This is a genomic window from Nocardia brasiliensis (assembly GCF_042691675.1).
GTDB classification, from domain to species: domain Bacteria; phylum Actinomycetota; class Actinomycetes; order Mycobacteriales; family Mycobacteriaceae; genus Nocardia; species Nocardia brasiliensis_D.
Genome location: NZ_CP170507.1, coordinates 6,648,732 through 6,669,420, shown reverse-complemented (window position 1 = coordinate 6,669,420; position 20,689 = coordinate 6,648,732). Strand labels below are relative to the sequence as shown.

General features: G+C 67.2%; 19 protein-coding genes. 4 read left to right on the top strand and 15 right to left on the bottom strand.

Features of this window, described 5'->3' with window-relative positions:
- Positions 1-25: 25 nt before the first annotated feature.
- Positions 26-997: a sphingomyelin phosphodiesterase gene (sph, locus tag ACFK0J_RS30660; protein ID WP_378733203.1), complete on the bottom strand. Its 972-nt coding sequence runs from the start codon at positions 995-997 to the stop codon at positions 26-28.
- Positions 998-1,224: 227 nt separating this feature from the next.
- Complete coding sequence (locus ACFK0J_RS30655) at positions 1,225-2,283, bottom strand: metallophosphoesterase (protein WP_378733202.1); 1,059 nt, start codon at positions 2,281-2,283, stop codon at positions 1,225-1,227.
- 175 nt (positions 2,284-2,458) lie between these two features.
- Between ACFK0J_RS30655 and ACFK0J_RS30650 the strand changes: the two genes are divergently transcribed.
- Entirely contained in the window at positions 2,459-2,917 is a 459-nt protein-coding gene (locus ACFK0J_RS30650; protein WP_378733201.1) for an SRPBCC family protein, read from the top strand.
- 30 nt (positions 2,918-2,947) lie between these two features.
- Here the strand turns inward: ACFK0J_RS30650 and ACFK0J_RS30645 are convergent, their stop codons facing one another.
- From ACFK0J_RS30645 to ACFK0J_RS30605, 9 genes are all read right to left on the bottom strand, one after another.
- Positions 2,948-3,625 carry a GntR family transcriptional regulator gene (locus ACFK0J_RS30645; protein ID WP_378733200.1) on the bottom strand — a complete coding sequence of 226 codons (678 nt, stop codon included), beginning with the start codon at positions 3,623-3,625 and terminating at the stop codon, positions 2,948-2,950.
- A gap of 42 nt (positions 3,626-3,667) precedes the next feature.
- A complete protein-coding gene (locus ACFK0J_RS30640) occupies positions 3,668-5,101 on the bottom strand; it encodes an amino acid permease (RefSeq protein WP_378733199.1) in 1,434 nt (477 codons plus the stop codon).
- A gap of 43 nt (positions 5,102-5,144) precedes the next feature.
- Entirely contained in the window at positions 5,145-6,146 is a 1,002-nt protein-coding gene (locus tag ACFK0J_RS30635) for a proline racemase family protein (protein WP_378733198.1), read from the bottom strand.
- Positions 6,146-7,582 carry an FAD-dependent oxidoreductase gene (locus ACFK0J_RS30630; RefSeq protein ID WP_378733197.1) on the bottom strand — a complete coding sequence of 479 codons (1,437 nt, stop codon included), beginning with the start codon at positions 7,580-7,582 and terminating at the stop codon, positions 6,146-6,148. Before ACFK0J_RS30630 ends, ACFK0J_RS30635 begins: the two co-directional genes overlap by 1 nt.
- Positions 7,579-7,893 carry a (2Fe-2S)-binding protein gene (locus ACFK0J_RS30625; RefSeq protein WP_378733196.1) on the bottom strand — a complete coding sequence of 105 codons (315 nt, stop codon included), beginning with the start codon at positions 7,891-7,893 and terminating at the stop codon, positions 7,579-7,581. The genes ACFK0J_RS30630 and ACFK0J_RS30625 overlap by 4 nt, the downstream gene beginning before the upstream one ends.
- A gap of 93 nt (positions 7,894-7,986) precedes the next feature.
- A complete protein-coding gene (locus ACFK0J_RS30620; protein ID WP_378733195.1) occupies positions 7,987-9,219 on the bottom strand; it encodes an NAD(P)/FAD-dependent oxidoreductase in 1,233 nt (410 codons plus the stop codon).
- Positions 9,216-10,688 carry an aldehyde dehydrogenase (NADP(+)) gene (locus ACFK0J_RS30615; RefSeq protein WP_378733194.1) on the bottom strand — a complete coding sequence of 491 codons (1,473 nt, stop codon included), beginning with the start codon at positions 10,686-10,688 and terminating at the stop codon, positions 9,216-9,218. The genes ACFK0J_RS30620 and ACFK0J_RS30615 overlap by 4 nt, the downstream gene beginning before the upstream one ends.
- Before the next feature lie 64 nt (positions 10,689-10,752).
- Complete coding sequence (locus ACFK0J_RS30610; protein ID WP_378733193.1) at positions 10,753-11,664, bottom strand: dihydrodipicolinate synthase family protein; 912 nt, start codon at positions 11,662-11,664, stop codon at positions 10,753-10,755.
- Between the two features lie 269 nt (positions 11,665-11,933).
- Positions 11,934-13,424: an alpha/beta fold hydrolase gene (locus ACFK0J_RS30605; RefSeq protein WP_378733192.1), complete on the bottom strand. Its 1,491-nt coding sequence runs from the start codon at positions 13,422-13,424 to the stop codon at positions 11,934-11,936.
- A gap of 222 nt (positions 13,425-13,646) precedes the next feature.
- On the opposite strand from ACFK0J_RS30605, the gene ACFK0J_RS30600 reads away from it, so the two are divergent.
- Complete coding sequence (locus ACFK0J_RS30600; protein ID WP_378733191.1) at positions 13,647-14,342, top strand: response regulator transcription factor; 696 nt, start codon at positions 13,647-13,649, stop codon at positions 14,340-14,342.
- Entirely contained in the window at positions 14,342-15,667 is a 1,326-nt protein-coding gene (locus tag ACFK0J_RS30595; RefSeq protein WP_378733190.1) for an ATP-binding protein, read from the top strand. The genes ACFK0J_RS30600 and ACFK0J_RS30595 overlap by 1 nt, the downstream gene beginning before the upstream one ends.
- 12 nt (positions 15,668-15,679) lie before the next feature.
- Here ACFK0J_RS30595 and ACFK0J_RS30590 read toward each other — a convergent pair whose 3' ends face one another.
- Together ACFK0J_RS30590 and ACFK0J_RS30585 are read right to left on the bottom strand one after the other, a co-directional pair.
- Positions 15,680-16,456: an SAM-dependent methyltransferase gene (locus tag ACFK0J_RS30590; RefSeq protein WP_378733189.1), complete on the bottom strand. Its 777-nt coding sequence runs from the start codon at positions 16,454-16,456 to the stop codon at positions 15,680-15,682.
- A 119-nt stretch (positions 16,457-16,575) separates the two neighbouring features.
- Positions 16,576-17,556, bottom strand: coding sequence for a hypothetical protein (locus ACFK0J_RS30585; RefSeq protein ID WP_378733188.1), 981 nt, complete (start codon positions 17,554-17,556; stop codon positions 16,576-16,578).
- Positions 17,557-17,846: 290 nt separating this feature from the next.
- On the opposite strand from ACFK0J_RS30585, the gene ACFK0J_RS30580 reads away from it, so the two are divergent.
- The gene (locus tag ACFK0J_RS30580; protein ID WP_378733187.1) at positions 17,847-19,010 is read left to right on the top strand and encodes an alpha/beta hydrolase; all 1,164 of its coding nucleotides are present in this window, start codon (positions 17,847-17,849) and stop codon (positions 19,008-19,010) included.
- 25 nt (positions 19,011-19,035) lie between these two features.
- Here the strand turns inward: ACFK0J_RS30580 and ACFK0J_RS30575 are convergent, their stop codons facing one another.
- Both ACFK0J_RS30575 and ACFK0J_RS30570 read right to left on the bottom strand, forming a co-directional pair.
- Entirely contained in the window at positions 19,036-19,287 is a 252-nt protein-coding gene (locus ACFK0J_RS30575) for a hypothetical protein (RefSeq protein WP_378733186.1), read from the bottom strand.
- 9 nt (positions 19,288-19,296) lie between these two features.
- Entirely contained in the window at positions 19,297-20,631 is a 1,335-nt protein-coding gene (locus tag ACFK0J_RS30570; protein WP_378733185.1) for a S8 family serine peptidase, read from the bottom strand.
- Positions 20,632-20,689 lie beyond the last annotated feature (58 nt).

The window sequence follows — 20,689 nt, the reverse complement described above, 5'->3', positions numbered from 1 at the left end:
GCCGCGGGACGGGCGACGTTCCGGATCAAGCGCCCGCGGTTACCGGGTAGTGGTCGGACAGGTTGGTGTAGGTGTAGTCCTTGCCCTGGCTCGACACCGTCCAGGCGGGGGCGGTTTCCTTGACGACGTGGTTCTGCCAGCTCGCGGGCTTGGCATGCCCCTTGCGGTGCAGCACGTAGTCGAGATCTTCGCGCGGGTCGCTCGGGTAGCGGTAGGACGCGATCGAGTTCTCCTTGGTATCGAAGGAGAACTGGTGTCCGGTCCGTGCCGTGGCGGGTTCGAGCCGAGCGTCGGCCAGCATCGAGTCGTACTCGGTGCTGCGGGAGTCGACGTTCAGGTCGCCCGCCAGCAGCACCTGCTCGTCGGCCGGAATGTGCTTCGCGTCGAGAAAGGCGTTGATCTCCTTGAACTGCAGCGAGCGATCACGCGCCGCCTCACCGGCACCGCAGCCGGGATCGGTCGACTGCGCGTGCGTGCCGACCACGTGCACCTTGCTGCCGTTCACCGCGAGCACCACGTAGGCGATGCCCTTGTTCGCCCACCAGTCGGCGCCGCAGGCATCGGCGAAGATGAACTGCTCCTTGCGCAGGATCGGCCACTTGCTGAGGATGCTGACTCCGCCGTCCTCGGGTGTGGTCGCGGTGTACTTGCCACCGGTGGCATCCCAGCCGTCCTTCGAGCGGCCGACGATCGGTGTCTGGTGCGGGTACTCGGCGGCGGCCTTGGCCTTCAGCGCGTCGGAGGCCTCGTTGTCGAACATCTCCTGCAGCACGACGACGTCGTTGCCGTGGAAGAAGTCGGCCTTCGGGATCTCGGCTGCCCGGTGGTCCTGGCCCCAGTTGGGGTACAAATTCTTGCTCATCAGGAACGTGTTGTACGTCAGCACCCTGAGCTCAGGGGTGGACGCGGGTGCGGCGGAGGCCTGCGGAGCACCCACCATGAGGGTGGTGGCGAGTGCTGCGATGATGCTGAGCCGGGTGGGCTTGATTAGCGGCAAGGCACTTCCTCGAGTCTGGTAGATCCGGATATAACGGACGTGATCCGATCAAGCGCGAATGACGCGTTCATGACGCCGTCATGATCAGCCGACGTCGGATCGATGTCCGGCCAGCCTGAATTCGCCTGACCTGGCCTGCTTCTCACGCCGATGTGCGGGCGCGTGCGGCGGTGATCCCGGAGCCTCCTTCGACAAGGCTCCGGGAATCCGTTGGACGGTAAGGCGATTCAGCGCTGACGGGCGTGGGAGTAGGCTCGGCGTGCCGTGCCACTCGCGGGGTCGACGGTGTAGGCGTCGAGGGTGAGGGTGTTTCGGCGGATCTTGGCCATCATGAAGCCCAGGCTCGAAAAGTCCTGCCAGAACGACGGGTTGGTGACGAGTGAACTGCCGTCGCCCTTCTTGGCGGAGGCGCCACAGACGATCTGCTGGGTGCCCCGGGACGCGCCCGCGGTATCCAGGATCTGCATGGTGTGGTCGTGGCCGGAGAGAATGTAGTCGGCCCGGCCGCAGACGACCGCTTCGAACAGCTCCTTCAGGTGCTTGCCACTCATGTAGTCACCGGTGGTGACGCCGTCGTAGGCGCCCGCGTTGCCGTGCTTGCCGTTGTTGCGGTAGGGGTGATGGGTCAGCACGATCTTCCACGTCGCGCGGGATGCGGTCAGCGCGCCGTCCAGCCACTGGCGCTGCTGTCGCATGTACGGGCCGTTCCACTGGTAGTGCGGGTCGGTCTGCAGCACCGTCGAGGAGACGGGAACGGTGTCCAGCGCGAAGAACTCGACCAGCGGATCGCCGGTCGCCGGGAGGGCGACCTGGTAGTACCGCGACGGCATGTACCAGCGGGGCGAGCGCTGATGGTAGGCGACCTCGTGATCCCCCTTGCTCGGATCGCCGCCGCTGCCGGGGAAGATTCCGCTGCAGTCGTGATTGCCGAGGACCATCAGCCACGGCACATCGATGCCCGCGTTGGGTTGTTCGAACTTGGTCGAGAACTCGTCGTCGTCCGGGCTTTCCGCGCCGTCCTCATAGATGTTGTCGCCGAGCCCGACCGCCAGCGATACCCCTTCGGCCTGGCAGATCCGCTTCGCCGCGGCGGCCACCGCACGCTGTCCCGCCTCGCCGGTGCCCGCGTCGCCGGTGATCAGCACGTTGATGTCGGTGCTGGTGGGCATCGGAAACTTGCTGTCCGCGTTGGCGATACCGGGCAGCGTCAGGCTCCCGGCCAGCACGCCCGCACCGATGAGCAGGGTGCGTCTGGAGATCACCTGATGGTCGTTCCGGTCGTCCATTTACCGTTTTCCCCTCGTCTGGTGAATGAGAAGACAACGTTTAACGGGGCCGAACGAACTGCGCACGCTGAACATGGGACGAATCACCCTCTTTCCGGCAAACAGGAGGTAGCGGGCGGTGGGATTGCCGTGGGGCGGCTAGCGCAACTCGGCTACCGGATGCTTCGATCAAGTCATGACGGACAAGACCGAACCTGCTCGTGTGGTGAGTGCCAGCCGTGAAATCGCGGCGAAGCCGGAACAGATCTTCGAGTTGATCGCCGACCCGGTACCGCAGCCGCTGTGGGACGGCAACGAGAATCTGGCGAACGCCGCGGCGGGACAACGGGTGCGCGCGGTCGGTGACATGTTCACCATGACCCTCACCAACGGTGCCGTCCGGGAGAACCACATCGTGGAGTTCGAAGAGGCCCGCCGGATCGCCTGGTTCCCCGCCGAACCCGGCCAGCAGCCGCCGGGACACCTGTGGCGCTGGGAACTCGAGCCTTTGGACGAGACCCGCACCCGCGTCACCCACACCTACGACTGGTCCGAGTTGACCGACCAGAAGCGCCTCATCCGTGCCCGAGCCACCACGGCAGACAAGCTCCAGGCCTCCATCGACAGACTGGCCGAACTAGCCGAACGGCTGTGACATAACCGGTCGGCCCCACGCCGGACCGTCCTACAGATCGTCCTCGTCGGGGGCGTTACCGGCGGCCCAGATGCCGCGGACGTGGCCGATGTGTTTGCGGAGGAAGCGCTCGAGCTCCTCGTCTCGGTGCTGTTCGATCAGGTCGAGGATGGTGTGGTGTTCCTGCGCGGACTTGTCCAGCTCCCCGCGCTCGACGAGCGCGGCGAGGCCGAACAGGCGGGTTTGGGCGCGGAGGTCACCGACGATCTGGGACAGTCGCGGGTTGTGGCAATAGTCCAGCAGCATCAGGTGGAATCGGCGGTCGGCGTCGACGTATTCGACGAGGTCGCCGCGCTTGGCCGCCTCGACGATCTTGTCGGCTTGATCCCGCAATCCTGGGATGTCGGATTCCGGAATGGTGCCTGCGATCGAGCGGACACTCGGTGGTTCCAGCAGCATCCGGATCTTGGCGATCGAATCGAGGTCCGCGTCGGAGATCTCGGTGACCCGGAAACCCTTGTTCGGTACCGAGATCACCAGGCCCTGCTTGACCAGGTCCAGCATCGCCTCGCGGACGGGGGTGGGGGAGACCCCGAAGCGCTCCGACAGCCACGGCGCCGAATAGAGCACCCCGGGCTCGAGCTCGCCGGAGATGATCGCGGCACGCAGCGCGTCGGACACGTGCTCGCGCAACGTGGACCGCTTGGGTATATCCAACCGTTCGATCATCAATGCGCTCCGGGTTTCTCCTGTGTGCGAGCACGACCTCTATCAGAATAATTCGCTTTCAACATTGTTCAGTTTCGAGTGCCGGTAGCTGAAGGCGAGGTACACCGCCAGACCGAGCAGCAGCCAGACCAGGAACCGCAACCAGGTGACCCAGGTGAGGTGGCTGATCAGCCACACCGAGAAAACGATCCCGATCAACGGCACCACCGGCACCCAGGGGGTGCGGAAAGCCCGCTCGACGTCCGGGCGTGTCCGGCGCAGCCGCATCACGCCCAGCGCCACCACGATGAACGCCATCAGGATGCCGACATTGGTGAGCTCGGCGGCTTCCCGGATCGGCAGGAACCCGGCGATCAGGGCGGACACGATGCCGACCGGCCAGATCACCCGGGTCGGCACCTTGCGGACCGGGCTGGATTTGCCGAAGTACGACGGCAGCAGGCCGTCTCGGCTCATCGCGAAGCCGACCCGGGTTACCGCGAGCATGTTCGCGAACGCCGATGTGGTGACGCCGACAACGGCCCCGACCGCGATGACCAGGCCGAGGATGCCCATCCCCACCGTGTCGAACGCACTGGAGAACGGCGACGCGACATTGATATCGGTGTAGTTGACCATCCCGACGATCACCAGGCAGACCAGCAGGTAGACCACCGACGCGATGCCGAGACTGATCATGATCGCCTTCGGCATCAGCTTCTTGCCGTCCGTGGATTCTTCCGCCGCGGCGCTCATCGCGTCGTAGCCGTAAACCGCGAAGAAGGCAAGGGCCGCACCGGATACCGCACCGCCGACGCCGAACGGAAAGAATGGCTGATAGTTGCCCGCCTTGATATGGAATGCGCCCGCGACGACCACGATGGCGACGATGACCATCTTCAAGACGACGAGTCCCGTTTGCACCCGGGCGGATTCGCGGGTGCCCCGGGAGAGTAGGTAAGCCAGCAGCAGGCAGAGCAGAACCGCGAAGAGGTCGACCTTGTGCCCGGTACCGGTGCCCGGCGCGCCGAGCGCCCAAGTGGGCAAGTCGAATCCGATGTAGTGGGTGATGTAGTTCAGGTAGCCGGACACCGCGATCGCGACAACCGACACAATGGCGGTGTACTCCAGCAACAGATCCCAGCCGATCATGAAGCCGATGATCTCGCCGAGCGCGACATAGGAGTAGGTGTAGGCCGAGCCCGCACGCGGGACCATGCCCGCGAATTCCGCGTAGCAGAGGCCCGCCGCCCCGGACGCGATGATCGCGATGGCGAACGAGATGAGCACGGCGGGGCCCGCGACTTCGTTGGCCACCACACCGGCCAGGGAGAACACGCCCGCCCCGACCAGTCCGCCGAGGCTGAGCGCGACGAGTTGCCACAGACCCATGCTCTTCTTGAAATCGCCGGTGTCGGCGACGATTACCGGCATACGTCGCATCACGCCGCGCTTGGTGAGCGGTGGACGTGCGGGTCTGGTGACGACGGTCTTCATCGACTGGCCTTTCCAGGTGGAGCGGTGGAGCGGGTGGTGCTGATCAGAAGACGAAACCCTCGGGGAAGGGATCGGTGGGGTCGAGCAGGTAGTTCGCGGTCCCGGTCAGCCAGGCGCGTCCGGTGATCGCGGGCACGATCGCGGGTCGATCACCTACCGTGGCGGTTTCGACGGCCCGCGCGTAGAAGGTGGTGCCGATGAACGAATCGTTTTGCAGCACTTGGTCATCGGTGAGGAACCCGCGGGCGTGCTGGCGCGCCAACAGCGCGGAGGTACCGGTGCCGCAGGGCGAGCGGTCGAACCAGCCAGGGTGAATGGCCATCGCGTGGCGGGTGTGCGCGGGCTCGGCGGCCGGGTCGAGGAACAGGACATGTTTGCATCCGGCGATTCGCGCGTCCTCGAGATGTACCGGACGCCGGAACTCGTTGATGGAAGCCATGATTCGCAGTCCCGCGTCGAGGATGCGGTCTTTGTGCGCGCGGTCGAACGGCAACTCGAGCTTGCCGAGGTCGACGATGGCGTAGAAGTTGCCACCGTAGGCCATGTCGTAGCGCACCGGGCCGATGCCGGGTACCTCGACCTCGTTGTCCAGGCTGTCGCAGTAGGCGGGCACGTTGCGCAACGTGACGGAGTCGGCATGGCCGCCGCTGACCGCGACCGAGGCAACGACCCGTCCGGCCGGGGTGTCGAGCCGGATCTCGGTGACCGGCTCGGTGACCGGCACCATGCCCGCCTCGACCAGGGCGGTGGCCACGCCGATGGTGCCGTGCCCGCACATCGGCAGCAGCCCACTGACCTCGATGAACAGCACACCGTAGTGGCCGTCTTCGGTGGTGGCCTGCTGTAGGATCGCGCCACTCATCGCGGCGTGGCCGCGCGGCTCGTTGACCAGCAGCCTGCGCAGCCCGTCGAGATGTTCGGCGAAGTACATCCGCCGGGCCGCCATGGTGTCGCCGGGGATGGCGCCGACCCCGCCGGTGATCACCCGCGTCGGCATGCCCTCGGTGTGTGTGTCGATGGCGGAGATGATCATGTTGCTGCGCATCAGGACGGTCCTTCGTTGTCGAGTTCGGCGATCTCGCGCAAGCGCACCGGAGCGGCCAGCGGCCGCCACGCGGGCGAGGCCGCGGCGAGACCTGTTGCGGGAGCGGCCTCATCGGCGGCACCGTCGGGGCAGGGCCGACTGCGCAACGCTTCGATATTCGCCGCGCACATCCGGCCCTGACAGGGGCCGAGTCCGGCACGGGTGGCCAGCTTGGCGGGCCGGTAACTGTCACCCCCGGCGCGCGACCAGGCGTCGGTCAGCTCGGCACGGGTGGTGCCCTCGCACCGGCAGAGCACGGTGTCGGGTTGCGACCAGGTCAGCACGCCCGGCCGGATCGGGTGCGCGGCCGCGAGCCGTGCCACGAATTGCTGGGCGGTGCGGTGGCGGGCCAGTAGCGCGCGGTCCGCGGTGGCGCCCGCCGCGGCCAGACCGGCGATGGTGCCCTCGACGTCGGCGACCTGGGCGCCGCCGATGCCGGTGATTTCCCCTGCTGCCCAGACATTTTCGGCGCTCGTCCGCTGGCTGCCGTCGACCCGCACGAAGCCGTCCGCGGTCAGTCGCGCTCCGGCGGCGACCGCGAGTTCGTGCTGCGGGGTGAATCCGTGCGAGACCGCGACCGCGTCCACCGGCACCGTGCGGTGACTGCCCGGAATCGGCGCCCAGTCCGCGTCGAGCCGAGCGATGGTGGCCTCCTCCACCCGGCCGTCACCCGCCACCGCGACAACCGCTCGCGCCGTGCGCAACGGAATCCGATGTCGCACAACGCAGGCCACGTACTCAGCCAGTTCGACGGCCTTACCCGCGCTGTGCCGCAACTGCCACGGCTCGGCGGCCCAGTGCCGGGCGATCCGGCGGCCGGGGTTGGCCTCCAGCACCGCTCGGACCTCGGCGCCGTTCTCGGCGAGTGACTGCGCGACCGGGAGCAGGAACGGGCCGGTGCCGGAGAGCAGCACGGACCGGCCGACCAGCACGCGCTGGGTCTTCGCGAGAGTCTGTGCGGCACCGGCGGTATAGACGCCGGGCAGGTCCCAGCCGGGGAACGGGCACACGCGGTCGTAAGCGCCGGTGGCGAGCACCAGTGCGTCGCCCCGCACCACGCGATGCACCCGACGGTCGCCTTCGACGCCGATCAGCAATCGCACGGCCGGACAGTCACCGTCCACCCCGCGTTCGATCTGATAAACAGCTGCCAACGGCAGGTATTCGCAGCGCGGGTGCTCGATCAGCAGGCGCGCGCGGCGGGCGGCCGAGTCGTACCCGTGCCCGATGCTCAGTGGCTGACGGACGCCGTACGCGGCGGGTATGCGCCGGTTGTACTGGCCGCCCAGCGCCTCGTTCGAGTCGATCAGCGTCACGGTCGCGCCGTGCCGGAGTGCGGATTCGGCCGCCGCGGTACCGGCCGGGCCGCCACCGATCACCACGACCTGCCTGCTCATCGTGCGTCTCCGGACAGTCGGGTCTGCGTGGTGACGATGTCGCCATCGCGGGCCGGGCGCCTGCACAGCCGGACGTCCGGGATGCCGTTGACGGTGGCGACGCAGTCGAAACACACGCCGATGCCGCAGAACACGCCGCGCGCACCGCCGGAAGGGGCGGTGCGCCACTGCGAGCGACCGTCGGCAAGCAATACGGTGGCGAGCGTCTGGCCGTGCGCACCCGGCATCGAGACCCCATCAACAGTGACCGTCAGCGCCCGATCGGCGCGGCCGACCGGATCGGCATCGGCCGGAATCAAATGCGGGCTCATGCCGCGATCCCTTTACGCCCCAAGGCCGTCGGCATCGAACCGGCCGTCGCGTGCTGGCTCATGACTGGCCTCGCTGGCGCTCGCTTCGCTCACTCATCGGAGTACCTTCTTCGTGCTCGGCTCGGTGGACTGTGTGATGACAGCGGGGCGGTCGACGGTGAAGGCCGCGATGTCGACCTCGTCCGTCGCTCCGGCAAGCGCGGACGAAATCAGTTGGGCGGTAGCTACCGACAGGCCGATGCCCGCGCCCTCGTGTCCGGTCGCATGCCACAGGCCGGGTAGTCGCGGATCGGGCCCGATCACCGGGAGGTGATCGTCCACGTAGGGCCGGAAGCCGCCGTAGGCCCGCATGATCGCGACATCGGCGAGCACGGGGTACAGGCGAATTGCCCGGCGGGCGATGGCGGCAAGGCTATCCGGGCGGAGCCGGTCGTCGAAGCCGCATTGGCGACGTGACGAGCCGAGTAGCAGCGGACCGCCCCGCGTCGACTCGACCACGGCCGACGATTGCAGCGCCGCGTCCGAACTACCAACGGCTCCTACGTAATCCGCGTCATAGACCTTGTGGAAGACGGTCGGCGGCATCGGTGCGGTGATCAGCACGTCGCCCCGCCGCGGTTTGATCGCGATCGGCGTGCCCAACAGGTTCGATACCGGGCCGGACCACGGGCCTGCCGCATTGATCACGACGTCGGCGTGCCGCGGCCCACGGCTGGTCCGCACCCCGATCAATCGGCCGGCACTGATCAGCGGCGCGGTTACCTCGCACCGCGTCTCGAGCACCGCGCCCGCCGTTATCGCCGCGGCGAGCAGAGCGGTCGCCGCACCGGCCGGTTGAACCTGGGCGTCCTCTGGGTAGTACACGGCAGCGCACACGTCGCGGGTCAGCGCGGGCTCGGCCGCGGCCAACTGGTCGGCGGCCAGGTCCTCGCACCGCACGCCCGCGCCGCGCTGGCTGTCGGCGAAATCGGCCAGTGCGACGGCGCCCGCGTCGGTGGTGGCGACGACGATGCCGCCCTTCGGTTCCCATTCGACGGCCGCCGCATCGTGGGGCAGGCGCTCGGCGATCCGCTCGAGGACAGCGGGCCACAGTCGCCGGGACAACTGGGCCAGCGCCAACTCCGGCCCCGGACCCTTGTCCGAGACGAGCACATTCCCTTCACCGTGCGCGGTGGTTCCGGAGGCCACCCCGCCCCGCTCACAGACGCGGACCGCGGCACCGGCCAGCGTGAGCCGGTCCGCGAGCGCGCAGCCGATCATGCCGCCACCGATGATCAGGACGTCGGTTCCGCGCAGGGCGGTGGCGCAAGGCGCGGATCCGGTCATTGCGGCCGCGCCCCGTTCACCGACCGCGGAATGGAAAGCGGGTTGTCCGAACGCAATTCGAGCGGCAGCAGGTCGTCGGGCACCGACTGATACACCACCGGTCGCAGGAAGCGTGAGATCGACGCGGTCCCAACGGAGGTCGAGGTCGGCGACGTGGTTGCCGGGTAGGGTCCGCCGTGCTGCTGCGCGTAGGTCACCGAAAGGCCGGTGGGCCAGCTGTTCCACAGCACCCGCCCGGCCGCGCCCACCGCGGCGGCGGTCAGCGCTCGGACGGTGTCGTCGACTTGGTCGCCGAATATCGAGACGGTCAGCTGCCCACCCACTGACCGAGCCAGCTCGAGCAGTTCGGCGGTGTCCTGGTAACTGACCAGAAGTGTTGCCGGGCCGAACATCTCGTGCAGCAGCGCGTCGGGATCGGACAGCACCGTGCGCGCCGTGGTAGCGAGCAGTAGTGCTTCACCGGGCTCGCCACCCGCCAGCAGTTCCACGTTCGGGTGCGCGCGCACGTGCTCGACGGCCCGGGTGAACCCGGCGGCGATCTCGTCGTTGAGCATTTCCCCCGTCGGCACCGGACCGGTCCGGGTCAGCTCTGCCAGTTCGGTGAAAAGCGTTGCATCCTCGGGCATTGCGACCAGGCCCGGCTTGGTGCACAGCTGACCCGCGCTCGAACTCACCGCGGTAAGCAGTCCCGCCGCGATCTCCGCTGCCCGCGTCCGCGCGGCCGCCTCGGTGACGAATACCGGGTTGATCGAGCCGAGTTCCCCGTAGAACGGGATCGGCACCGGCCGACGGCACGCCAGGTCGTACAGCGCCCGTCCGCCCGCGGTGGAGCCGGTGAACGCGGCGGCGGCGATGGCGGGATGGGTCAGTACTCGAACTCCGGCATCGCGACCGAAGACAAGGCCGAAAGTGCCGCTCGGAGCGCCGTATTCGGCAAGCGCCTGATCGACGAGGCCACCCACCGCGCGGGAGAGTTCGGGGTGCCCGGGACTGGCTTTGACGATCACCGGGCAGCCCGCGGCGAGGGCCGCGGCGGTGTCGCCACCCGCGACGGAGAAGGCGAACGGAAAGTTGCTGGCCGCGAAGTTGACCACCGGACCCAGCGCGACATTCAGCCGGCGCAGATCCGGCCGCGGCGCACCCATCGGCCAGTCGGCGTCCGCGGTATCGATGCGCACGTCGAGGAAGTAGCCGTCGAGCACGGTCTGCGCGAACAGTCGCAACTGAAAACTGGTGCGCCGGAGTTCGCCTGTCAGCCTCGCCTCGGCCAGATGCGTCTCCCGCATCGCCACCGGGATCAGTTCGGCGGCGTGTGCGTCGAGCCGGTCGGCGACGCCGCGCAGCACCCCCGCTCGATCGGCCAGACTCATTGCCGCCCATGGGCCCGCGGCCGCGGCGGCCGCGACGGCAATGGCGTCGACCTCGTCGGCAGTCGTGTCGCGAACGGATTCGACCGTGCTGTCGGTCATCGCTAGCTCCTCGTCTCTCGTGTGCGCTCGGCGGTCCGTGTGTGCTGGGCGGTCCGTGTGTGCTTTACCGGTAGCCCTTCGCCAGCACGTCACGAGTGTCCTCGCTGATCTTCGCGACCAGTTCCGGTGCCAGCGGGACCCGCGGCGGTCGGCACTTCCCGCCCGGGCGACCGGCCAGCTCCATCGACAGTTTGATCGCGTGCACGAACTCGGTCTTCGAATCCCACCGCAGCAGCTTGTGCAGCTCGCGATACAGCGGCAGCGCCTTGTCCAGGTCCCGGTTGACCGCCGCGTTGTACAGCTCGACCGTCGCCCTCGGGATGGCGTTGGGGTAACCCGCCACCCAGCCCACCGCGCCCGCGATGCCGAGCTCCAAGACCACGTCGTCCGATCCGACGAGCACGTCGAGTTCCGGTGCGAGTTCCTTGATCTCGTAGAACCGGCGCACATCGCCGGTGAACTCCTTGACCGCCACGATCAGGCCTTCGCCGTGCAGCTCGGCCAGGAGGTCCGGGGTCAGGTCGATACGGGTATCGATCGGGTTGTTGTACGCGACGATCGGCAGGCCCACCTCGGCGACGGTGCGGTAATGATCGAGCACCGAATCCCGGCCGCCTCGATAGGTGTTCGGCGGCAACAGCATTACCGCCTGGGCCCCTGCCGTGGCGGCCTGCTCGGCCCACTTGCGCGCTTGCAACGCGCCATACGCCGCGACCCCCGGCATCACCGTGAATCCCGCCGGGGCAGCCGCGATGGCCGTGGTCACCACCCTGGCGCGCTCTTCGTCGGCGAGGGACTGGTACTCGCCGAGCGACCCGTTCGGACTCACTCCGTGACAGCCATTGGCCGCCAGCCACTGCACGTGCTGCGCGTAGGCGTCGTAGTCGACCGAGTAGTCCTCAGCAAATGGCAGCGTCGTCGCGACCAGGATCCCGTGCCAGGGCTTGCTCACTGCTGAGGTGATCGGTTCGGACATGGGAGCCTCCATCTGCGCGATTGTCCGGGCCATCGAGTGGTCCAGATGTCATGTGACGTGTGACATTGCACAACATAGCGAAGTGACGACGGTCACGCAATGCGGCTGAAGTGGTCCGAGACACGCGAACTCCGCTGTGCGCCGCCGCAATCCACGAACGGCCCCGCCAGCAGCGTTTACCGGGCAAAGTCGAGTGGGCCTCGATGCGGCTACTCGACCTTCGATCGGCGCACGCTGCTGGCGGGGCGCGGTTTTCGGAGGTGAGGGGATCAGCGCGGGACCGCGGTGACCGCGATGGGTGGGATGGATTCGATGCAGGAGGTCGGTCCGGTGCTGCCGGTCCGGATGAATCGGGCCACGATGTCGGTGACGCAACCGCTGGGTTCCAGATCGGGGACGTGGCCGGTGTTGGGGACCGAGAGGAATGTTGCTTGTGGGAAACCGGCGGCTACCCGTTGGCCATTCGCGTCGGGGGTGATGGCGTCGAGGTCGCCGGAGAGCACCAGGACCGGGACGTTCGGCAGGGCGTCGCGGGCCGGGACCGGCTGCGGGGGAGTGACGTTCGGCCAGCGGATGCACGCGTCGCCACCGTCGCGCTGGGCCGCGCCGAATCCTTCGGCGCTGAAGGCTCCGACACCGTCCGGTCCGGCTGCCGCCAGCCCGTGCCGGTATTGCCGCTCGCGCTCCGGCAAGGCCGCCTCGCGCGACCAGAGTGTCGGGTAGTCGTTGCAGGCGACGGCGATGTACAGGTCGATGTTCTCCGCGTTCGGTTCGGCGGCGGCCCGCTCGGCGAACTGGCGCAGCGCCGTGTCGTCGCCCTGGGCCGACGCGTGCAGTGCCGCGGGCAGCATGCCCAGCAGAGTCAGGGCTTGCGGGTCGGCGCCTACGCCGGTGGTTGCCACCTCGAAGATGAGGGTGCCCAGCTTGCTCTCGTTGAGCTGCAACGGGTTCGGCGCACCGATCGAGATCGGCTGGACGGCCGAGCGCCGCGCCACCGTGCGCAGGTCCGCGACGGCGGTCGCGCCGTCACACGCCTGGCTTCGCTCGCAAATCCGTTGGAGCGCAAGCGATACCGCCTCGGCGTTGGGACGCGACAGTAGATCGAAGTCGCGCGGATAGGCGCCGGACAAGACGATGGACTGCACGTGGTCGGGGTGGCGTTCGGCGTAGATCGGCATCAGGTATGTGCCGTAGGAAAAGCCGTAGAGCACCAGTTTCGGGATGCCCAGCTGTTCGCGGACCGCGTCGAAATCGTCCGCGGTCGCGGCCGAGGTGTATCCGGCGGCGCGCGCACCGAGCTGTTCGCCGCAGCGTGCCACCGTCTGCTGCTGTAGGTCGCGCGTGCCGAGTGCGTAGTCGGCTTCGCTCGCCCCGCAGTCCAACGGGCTGGACAGCCCGGTGCCGCGCGGGTCGATGAGCAGCAGGTCGTGATCGTCGAGCAGCTGCGCGGACAGTTGCGCCGCATGCGCGGCCTGGGCGATCAGTGGTACACCGGGCCCACCCGGGTTCGGCGCGATCGTGCCCGCGGCCGGTACATCGAGCTTGCTGCGCCGGACGACCGCGTAACTGACAGCGACAGTGCCCAATTCCGGTTTATCCGCTACCAATGGGCGCGACTGGACACCGCAGTCGACCCGATGACCCGGCACCGTCGGGCACCAGTCCGGGCCGGACGCTGTCTTGTCGCCACATGCCGTGACCAGTGTCGTGACAGCGATTGCCGCCACCAGGGCAGCGGCTGCCCGTATTCCGTTGCGCATCCTCGAAATCCCTTCCTTCAGAAGACTTCCCGGTATCGACCCGAGGTCTTGACCGCGATCCTGACCGTGAAAGATCAACGAGCGGAGAGACCGACGACAAAATCCCGTAAGAATCCACCGGCAGCGGCAGGGCTACGCCGCCCACGTGACGACGGTCACGAAGTGAGCAACCTGTTCTCGCCGAAACCGCTACCCGCCAGCAACAATGGCGGTGTGACCGCAATGAGCTCGTCAGTACCCGCCGCGTCCGTGCTCGTCGTAGAGGACGACCCGCACGTCCGCAGCACCCTGGATCAGCTGCTCCGCTTCGAGGGCTACCGCGTAGACCTGGCCGAGGACGGACAACAGGCCCTGGAAATGCTCGAGCGGATACAGCCGGATCTCGCGGTGGTCGACGTGGTCATGCCCCGCCTGGACGGACTGTCGCTGTGCAGGTTGCTGCGCCGTCGTGGTGACCGGCTGCCGATCCTGGTGCTCACCGCCCGCCACCAGATCGGCGACCGCGTCGCGGGGTTGGACGCGGGCGCCGACGACTACCTGTCCAAACCGTTCGCGACAGACGAACTGCTCGCCCGCCTGCGGGCCCTGCTGCGCCGCAGCACCCTGGACGAGGACGGCGCCATCCTGTCCGTCGCGGATCTGACCTTGAACCCGGCGACCCGTGAGGTGCACCGGGGGCAGCGGCCGATCGAGCTCACCAAGACCGAATTCGACGTGCTCGAGCTACTGCTGCGCAACGCGCGCATCGTATTGACCCGCAGCCGCATCTACGAACACATCTGGGGATATGACTTCGACACCGATTCCCGCTCGCTCGATGTCTACATCGGCTACCTGCGTCGCAAGACCGAACAGGAGGGCGAACCCCGGTTGATCCACACGGTCCGCAACGTCGGTTACGCCGTTCGTCCCGCCTGATGTTGCGCGCCAGGATCACCCTCGTCGTCATCGTCGCGGTGATCGCCGCGATCGTCGTCACGCTGGCGACGTCGTATCGCGGGATCACCGAGTTGGTCGCCGCTCAGCACGACCGCAGTCTCAACGACCGCGCCGACGCCGTCATAGCGGTGCTGCCCGCCGTGCTACCCGAGCGCTCCGACACCACCGAACAGCTGCTGCTGGCCGACGGCACCGCCCGGCCGCTCGCACCGGGCCGGCTGGCGCTCCCGGTCGCCGAGGCCGACCGCGTGGTCGCCCGAACCGGTAGCGGAATCGCCGAATACAACATCGACCTCGACGGCGTGCCCTACGGGATCCTCACCAAGCCGCGCCAGGGCGGTGGCGCGGTGATGGTCGCGCAGCGATACCAGGAACCCGAACAGCTCGACAACGAATTCCGCTGGCGCACCGGTGGCATCACGCTGATCGCGGTGGCGTTGTCGGCGTTGCTGAGCTGGCTGGCGATCGGCCGCATTCTGCGACCCGTCCGGCGTTTGCTCGCCGCCACCGAGCACATCAGCTCCACCCAGGACCTGTCGGTCCCGTTGCCACCGACCGGCCGCGACGAAATCGGCCGCCTCACCGGCAGTTTCGACACCATGCTCACCGCGCTACGCCGCTCCCGCGCCCAGCAACACCGGCTCGTCCAGGACGCCAGCCATGAGCTGCGCACCCCACTGACCTCCATCCGGGGCAGCGCCGAACTCCTGCAACGCGCTCGCGGCCGCCTCGAACCCGATGACGAAACCAAGGTGCTCGATACCCTCGTGCAGGAGTCCGCCGCGCTCGACGCACTGGTCGCCGAACTGGTCGAACTCGCCACCGACCAGCACACCGCCGAGGAACCCGTCGTGCTGGACCTGTTCACGCTGGCCGAAGACTGCGCACAACGCTTCCGCCATCGCAGCGGACGCACCATCACCGTCACGGCGGACCAGCCGCGCCCGGTGCTGGCCCGGCCGCGGGCGCTGGCGCGGTGCGTCGACAATCTGCTCGGCAACGCGATCAAGTTCAGCCCGCCGGACACCCCGGTCGACGTGCACATCCACGGCACCCGGTTGTCGGTGCGTGACCAGGGCCCCGGCATCGCCCCCGACGACACCACCGCGATCTTCGATCGGTTCTATCGCGCGGCGAACACCCAGGGCACACCGGGTTCCGGGCTGGGCCTCGCCATCGTCGCGGACATTGTCACCGCACACCACGGCACCGTGTTCGCCGAGCACGGCCCCGGCGCGCGGATCGGGTTCGAACTACCGCCGCACAAACCGCCATCGAGCACACCCCGTCGCCGCCGAATCTGACGACCGGTAGCGCTACTTGCGGCCGATGCCTCCGTAGATCACCAGCCGGGTGGCGGGCAGGTCGCCCTCCAGCCATTCCTGCACCGGCGCCACGCCGGGGTCGAGGATCTCGAAGCCGTCGAGGAACGCTGTCGTCTGCTCCCGAGATCGGTACACCACCTGGGATGGGGTTGTGTCGGTGTCGGATTGCGATTGGGCAATGAAGTCCGGATGAGTTTCGTTGGAACCGTGCGTGAGTGCGAGGTAGCTGCCCGGTGCCATCGCGTCGCGGAACTTGGCGATGATGTCGGCCGGGCGTTCGTCGTCCATCACGAAATGCAGCACGCCGACGATCAGTACGGCTACCGGCTCGTTGAAATCGATGATCGACTCGGTTTTCAATTGGTCGAGAATGTCGTCCGGTCGACGAACATCGGCCTTCAGCGCGGTCAGGCCAGGCGAATTCGCCAGCAGCGCGTCGCAATGCGCGTGCACGATGGGGTCGTTGTCGATGTAAACCACTCGCGCCGACGGTTCGATTTTGCGAGCTACCTCGTGCACGTTGGGTGAGGTGGGGATTCCCGCGCCGAGATCGATGAACTGTCGAACGCCCGCCTCGGCGGCCAGTTGGACCGCCTTTACCAGGAACTGGCGGATGAACCAGGCCAAGGTCCGGGTATCGGGCGCGATCGCGAGCATGCGATGAGCGACTTCCCGGTCGATGTCGTAGTTGTCCTTACCGCCCAGCAGGTAGTCGTAGATCCGTGCCGAGCTCGGCACGTTCGGGTTGAGTCCAGGCGCGCGGTCCATTTCAGACAAGGTGTCCTCCCGATCCTCGACCATAATCGTAGCGATCTTCCCGGCTGGGCGGTGCTTTTACGCCGCAGCGGCACAGGCATCGACGCGGGCCTCGAAGTCCGCTCGTCGAATCACCCTTTGGCGGCAAGTGTATTGGCCCGCTCCATCAGCGCGTCGGCGACGGGACGGGGGCGTCGGCCGAGGCCGCACGCGGTCGCGACGCCGTCGACCGGCCTGCCGAGCGCCTGTTCGATGAGCTGCAACGTTTGGAACTGTTCTGTCTCGGTAGGACTGTCGTGCACCAGTCCCGCGTAGAAATTCGTTCCCGCACCTAGTGACAGGCGGGCCAGGGGAGCGTAGAACTCGGACTTCGCGGACGGCGGTATGTCGCCCGCCGCGAACGGCGCGTGGACATATTCCAAGGTGCGATCCGAAGGCCAGTGCCGCACTACGGAATTGGCCAAATGCACCAGCGGCCGCGCATTGCGCAATGTGGCGCGGGCTTTGTTGTTCATGCTGCCGAGGCAGAGGTGCACGCCGAAACGAGTTCCCGCGGGGGACAACGACGCCAGCTCGGCGATTCCGCTGCCCAGTCCCAATACTCGGTCGACCAGCCCGTGCAGCGGCTGCGTCTTCGCCATCAGCACCAATTCCGCGGTCGCCTCCAGCTGTATCACGACGTCGTCACCGGCCAATTCGCGGATCCCGCTGATGTCGCGCACCGTGGCGTCGGTGAATGCCCTCTTGTTCCGCAGCACACCGGACGCACCCATGGCGATGAATGCCAGGGTGAAAGTGGTCGGCATCCCGATCTGGAGGGTGAGCTGGGGCAACTCCCGCGCCGCGCGCAGTGCCGCGAATACCGGTAGCGCTTCCTTGGCCTCGCGCAGATACCCGAGGTCCATCATGTCGCCGCTGAGCGGCTTACCGCCCGGGGCGCGATAAATGGTCCGATCCCGACTCGTGTTCCACTGACCGGGTTTCTTCGATTCCAGCGCGCCCTGCGCCACCAGGTCTTCGATGATCGGGCGGATGTAGAACTCGTAGCGTCGCGTCTCGCCGGTGGGCAGCGTTCGTAGCAGTGGACCCGCGCTGTCCAACATCGCTCTCATCGCAGCATCTGTGCTCTCGGCCGGAAAACTTCCTACGAAGTGCACCGCTCGCGTACCCATGGGTCGGATACTAGACCCAACGTTTTCCATCCCGCCCCGCCGAGACGACTCGTTGCCTTTCCGTTACGACTCGCGGTCGGCGGGCGGCGCGCGCGACCTGTATTACCAGATGGGGGTTGCCAAACATTCTGTGGGGTAACGCTATTCGTCTCCCGATGATTCGTCCGACGACTCCCGGCCGGGCCGGGCACGGCTGATTCGCGGTCCCCTCGTCGACTCGGTTCCCAAGTGTGGCAACGCTTCTGCCACAGGGGGAGCGGGCGGTAACACGCATTGAAAGCGGCGCGATAGGTATTGCGTATCCACCAGTTAGCGGGATAACCTCCGGGCTGATGACTGAACCAGGGTGCCAAAGTGGTTATCCTCGTGTATCTCCGAGGGGAGCGCGTCGCGTGCGGGCCTCAATACAAGCGTTTGTCATGTCAACAATTCTCTGTCTAACACCAGCGGTGGCCCATGCCGATCACACCACGCTACCGGAGCGCTGCACGGCGGTTTCGTTTCCGGTAACCGGGCTGGGCACCTTGGCGGGCACCATGTGTATGCCCGCGCGGCCGACGAGCACGGTCATGGTGATGATGCCGGGTTCCGGTTACAACCACACCTACTGGGATTTCCCCTACGACCCGCAGACCTATAGTTTCCGGCGCGCGATGAATATCGCAGGTTACGCCACACTGATTGTCGATCGGTTCGGCAACGGTGCCAGCAGCCGCCCGCCGAGCGTGCAACTCACCGCGACCGGGTCGGTCCGCGCCCTCCATGAACTCGTCGGCGCGGTGCGGCAAGGGCTGCCGGGCTTTCAACCATTCAGCAAGGTGATCACCGGTGGACATTCACTCAGTTCCGGTATCGCGGTAATCGAGGCGAGCACATATCACGATGTCGATGGTGTTCTGCTGACCGGGTTTTCGCACAGTCTGGATATCGTCGGGGCGACGGAGGTGATCTCCACTTACTATCCGGCCGAGCAGGATCCGAAATTCGCGGGTCAGGGATACGACACCGGCTATGTGACGACACGCCCCGGAACTCGCCAAGGCAATTACTACGGGCCCGGCGCCGCCGACCCGGAGGTGGTCGCGGTGGACGAGGCGACAAAGGAAGTCTTCTCGCTGACGGAGTATCCGGACGGGCTGACGTCTACCCTCCCGCCGACGACCAACAACATCAACGTTCCGGTCATGGTCGTCAATGGCAGTGCGGATCGGTTGTGCCTGCGCACCTGTGAAAATACCGAGACGCTGGCTGCCGCGGAGGCACCGTATTTCAGTCCTGCCGCGAAGTTGCGCACATTCGTATTGCCCGGCAGCGGGCATTCGGTGAATCTCGCACCGAACACCGCCGAATATCAGGCGGCCGTTCGAGACTGGCTGAAATCGACCTTCGAATGACCCGCTGACCGCGCGTCGAGCCTACTTACGCATAGGGTTTCGGCTCACCGTCACCAGGCTCGATGCGCGGGTCGGCGAAGATCTCGACATCGCCCTGCCCGTTGGTGGCCATGCGTGCCGCGGCCGTATCGGTCACCCGTAGGGCGTACAGATTCTGCTCGGGATCCACGGCGACCAGACCGAAGGCGGCATCGACGTCGTCGACGCTGAGTTGCAACTTCCGTAGTGCGTCGGCCAAGGTCGCGTTCCGTGGAAGCCGAACGGTGAGCAACGGCATGCCCCAACATTACGCGCGAGTGCCGGTTCGTTTCAGTTCGGCGAGCAGCGCGGCGGTGTCGACGACGCCGTATCCGTAGTCATAGTTGTAGCCTCCGGCCTGCGCGGTAGCGGTGCGCTGCAGCAACGCCCGCAGCCGCGCGGGCGGCAACGCGGTAGCCGACCATTCGGTGCGGATGGCCGCGACCAGCCCGGCCGCGACCGGGCAGGCCGCGGAGGTACCGGTGTCCGGCTCGGTGGCGCCGAACGCCGTCGACCCGAGGAAGTGGGTGTAGGCGCAGATATCCGGCTTGCGCGCGGTCAACCGGCCAGGACCCTGCGACGAGTAGCCGACCCGGATGCCCGCGGTGTCGACGCCGCCGACGGCCAAGACGCTGGGATGGGAGTTGGCGCCGCCGATCGGCCGTTCCTTGTAGGCGCAGCGTTCGTCGGGGCAGTCACGCCCGCAATTGCCCGCGGCGAAGAGGATGTCGGCGCCCGCGGACTCGACCGAGCCGACGATCACGTTGAACGGATGGGACGGATTGTCGGAGTAGTTGCCCGGCTGCCCGACCGGAAAGTCCCACTTCGGCGAGAACGAACCCCAACTGTTGCTGATCACCAGCGCCCGTGACGCGGCGGGCTGATCGGTGAGCACGGTGCGCAGGTGGGCGTAGGCGGCGAGGGCGTCCGACAGCAGCCCGTCCATCGTGGTGCCGCCCTGCCGGGTACTCCGCAGCACCGGGATGTCGATCAGCGCGGCCTTCGGTGCGGCGATGAGCGCGTCGAAAGCGCACATCGTGCCGTGGTCCACCGGAAACTCGCCCGCCGTTCCGGTGACTCCCGGCGGATTCCAGCTACGCGCCTTGTCGATGGTCACCGCGCCGCCGCGGACCTGCTCGACCCGTGCGGCATTGATGCCGGTGTCCACGATGGCCAGTGCCACCGACGTGCCGTCCAGCCCGGCGGCCGCCAGATCGTCATGGCGCAACAGGGTTTCGACATCGTGCCAATTACCGACCGCGGGGGTGCCGCCACAGGTGAGGCTGGTCTGGATGTGCGGATCCGCGAATACGCCGGTGACACCGCGGGCCGCGGACAATTGCGATACGCAGCGCTCGATGTCGTCGTCGTCGATTTCGCCGCGCACCACCACGGTCGTGTCCGCCGGTTCCGGCGAGTACGTCAACTCATCGGTGACGCGCACAGGGGGAACGGATTTCGGCACCGCGACCGGAGCGAACGAATGATCGAGCACGATCCCGGGCAGATGCCCGGCAACATCGGCGGAGGCGACCGGCACCGCGGGATCGGCGACTGCGGTAATCAGATCGACGGACGGACGAAGCTGAATAAGTACGCGCATGACCGACATACTGCCGTTCTCCTCGGCGAAATTCGCGTCGGCCACGCCCGGTGGGGCC

Bases quoted from the DNA above. Each gene is read 5' to 3' on its own strand.
- ACFK0J_RS30640 (WP_378733199.1), bottom strand. From the start codon at position 5,101: ATGAAGACCGTCGTCACCAGACCCGCACGTCCACCGCTCACCAAGCGC.
- ACFK0J_RS30615 (WP_378733194.1), bottom strand. From the start codon at position 10,688: ATGACCGACAGCACGGTCGAATCCGTTCGCGACACGACTGCCGACGAG.
- ACFK0J_RS30570 (WP_378733185.1), bottom strand. From the start codon at position 20,631: ATGCGCGTACTTATTCAGCTTCGTCCGTCCGTCGATCTGATTACCGCA.
- ACFK0J_RS30600 (WP_378733191.1), top strand. From the start codon at position 13,647: ATGAGCTCGTCAGTACCCGCCGCGTCCGTGCTCGTCGTAGAGGACGAC.
- ACFK0J_RS30575 (WP_378733186.1), bottom strand. From the start codon at position 19,287: ATGCCGTTGCTCACCGTTCGGCTTCCACGGAACGCGACCTTGGCCGAC.
- ACFK0J_RS30605 (WP_378733192.1), bottom strand. From the start codon at position 13,424: ATGCGCAACGGAATACGGGCAGCCGCTGCCCTGGTGGCGGCAATCGCT.
- ACFK0J_RS30625 (WP_378733196.1), bottom strand. From the start codon at position 7,893: ATGAGCCCGCATTTGATTCCGGCCGATGCCGATCCGGTCGGCCGCGCC.
- ACFK0J_RS30645 (WP_378733200.1), bottom strand. From the start codon at position 3,625: ATGATCGAACGGTTGGATATACCCAAGCGGTCCACGTTGCGCGAGCAC.
- ACFK0J_RS30635 (WP_378733198.1), bottom strand. From the start codon at position 6,146: ATGCGCAGCAACATGATCATCTCCGCCATCGACACACACACCGAGGGC.
- ACFK0J_RS30650 (WP_378733201.1), top strand. From the start codon at position 2,459: ATGACGGACAAGACCGAACCTGCTCGTGTGGTGAGTGCCAGCCGTGAA.
- ACFK0J_RS30585 (WP_378733188.1), bottom strand. From the start codon at position 17,556: ATGAGAGCGATGTTGGACAGCGCGGGTCCACTGCTACGAACGCTGCCC.
- ACFK0J_RS30630 (WP_378733197.1), bottom strand. From the start codon at position 7,582: ATGAGCAGGCAGGTCGTGGTGATCGGTGGCGGCCCGGCCGGTACCGCG.
- ACFK0J_RS30595 (WP_378733190.1), top strand. From the start codon at position 14,342: ATGTTGCGCGCCAGGATCACCCTCGTCGTCATCGTCGCGGTGATCGCC.
- ACFK0J_RS30590 (WP_378733189.1), bottom strand. From the start codon at position 16,456: ATGGACCGCGCGCCTGGACTCAACCCGAACGTGCCGAGCTCGGCACGG.
- ACFK0J_RS30610 (WP_378733193.1), bottom strand. From the start codon at position 11,664: ATGTCCGAACCGATCACCTCAGCAGTGAGCAAGCCCTGGCACGGGATC.
- ACFK0J_RS30655 (WP_378733202.1), bottom strand. From the start codon at position 2,283: ATGGACGACCGGAACGACCATCAGGTGATCTCCAGACGCACCCTGCTC.
- ACFK0J_RS30620 (WP_378733195.1), bottom strand. From the start codon at position 9,219: ATGACCGGATCCGCGCCTTGCGCCACCGCCCTGCGCGGAACCGACGTC.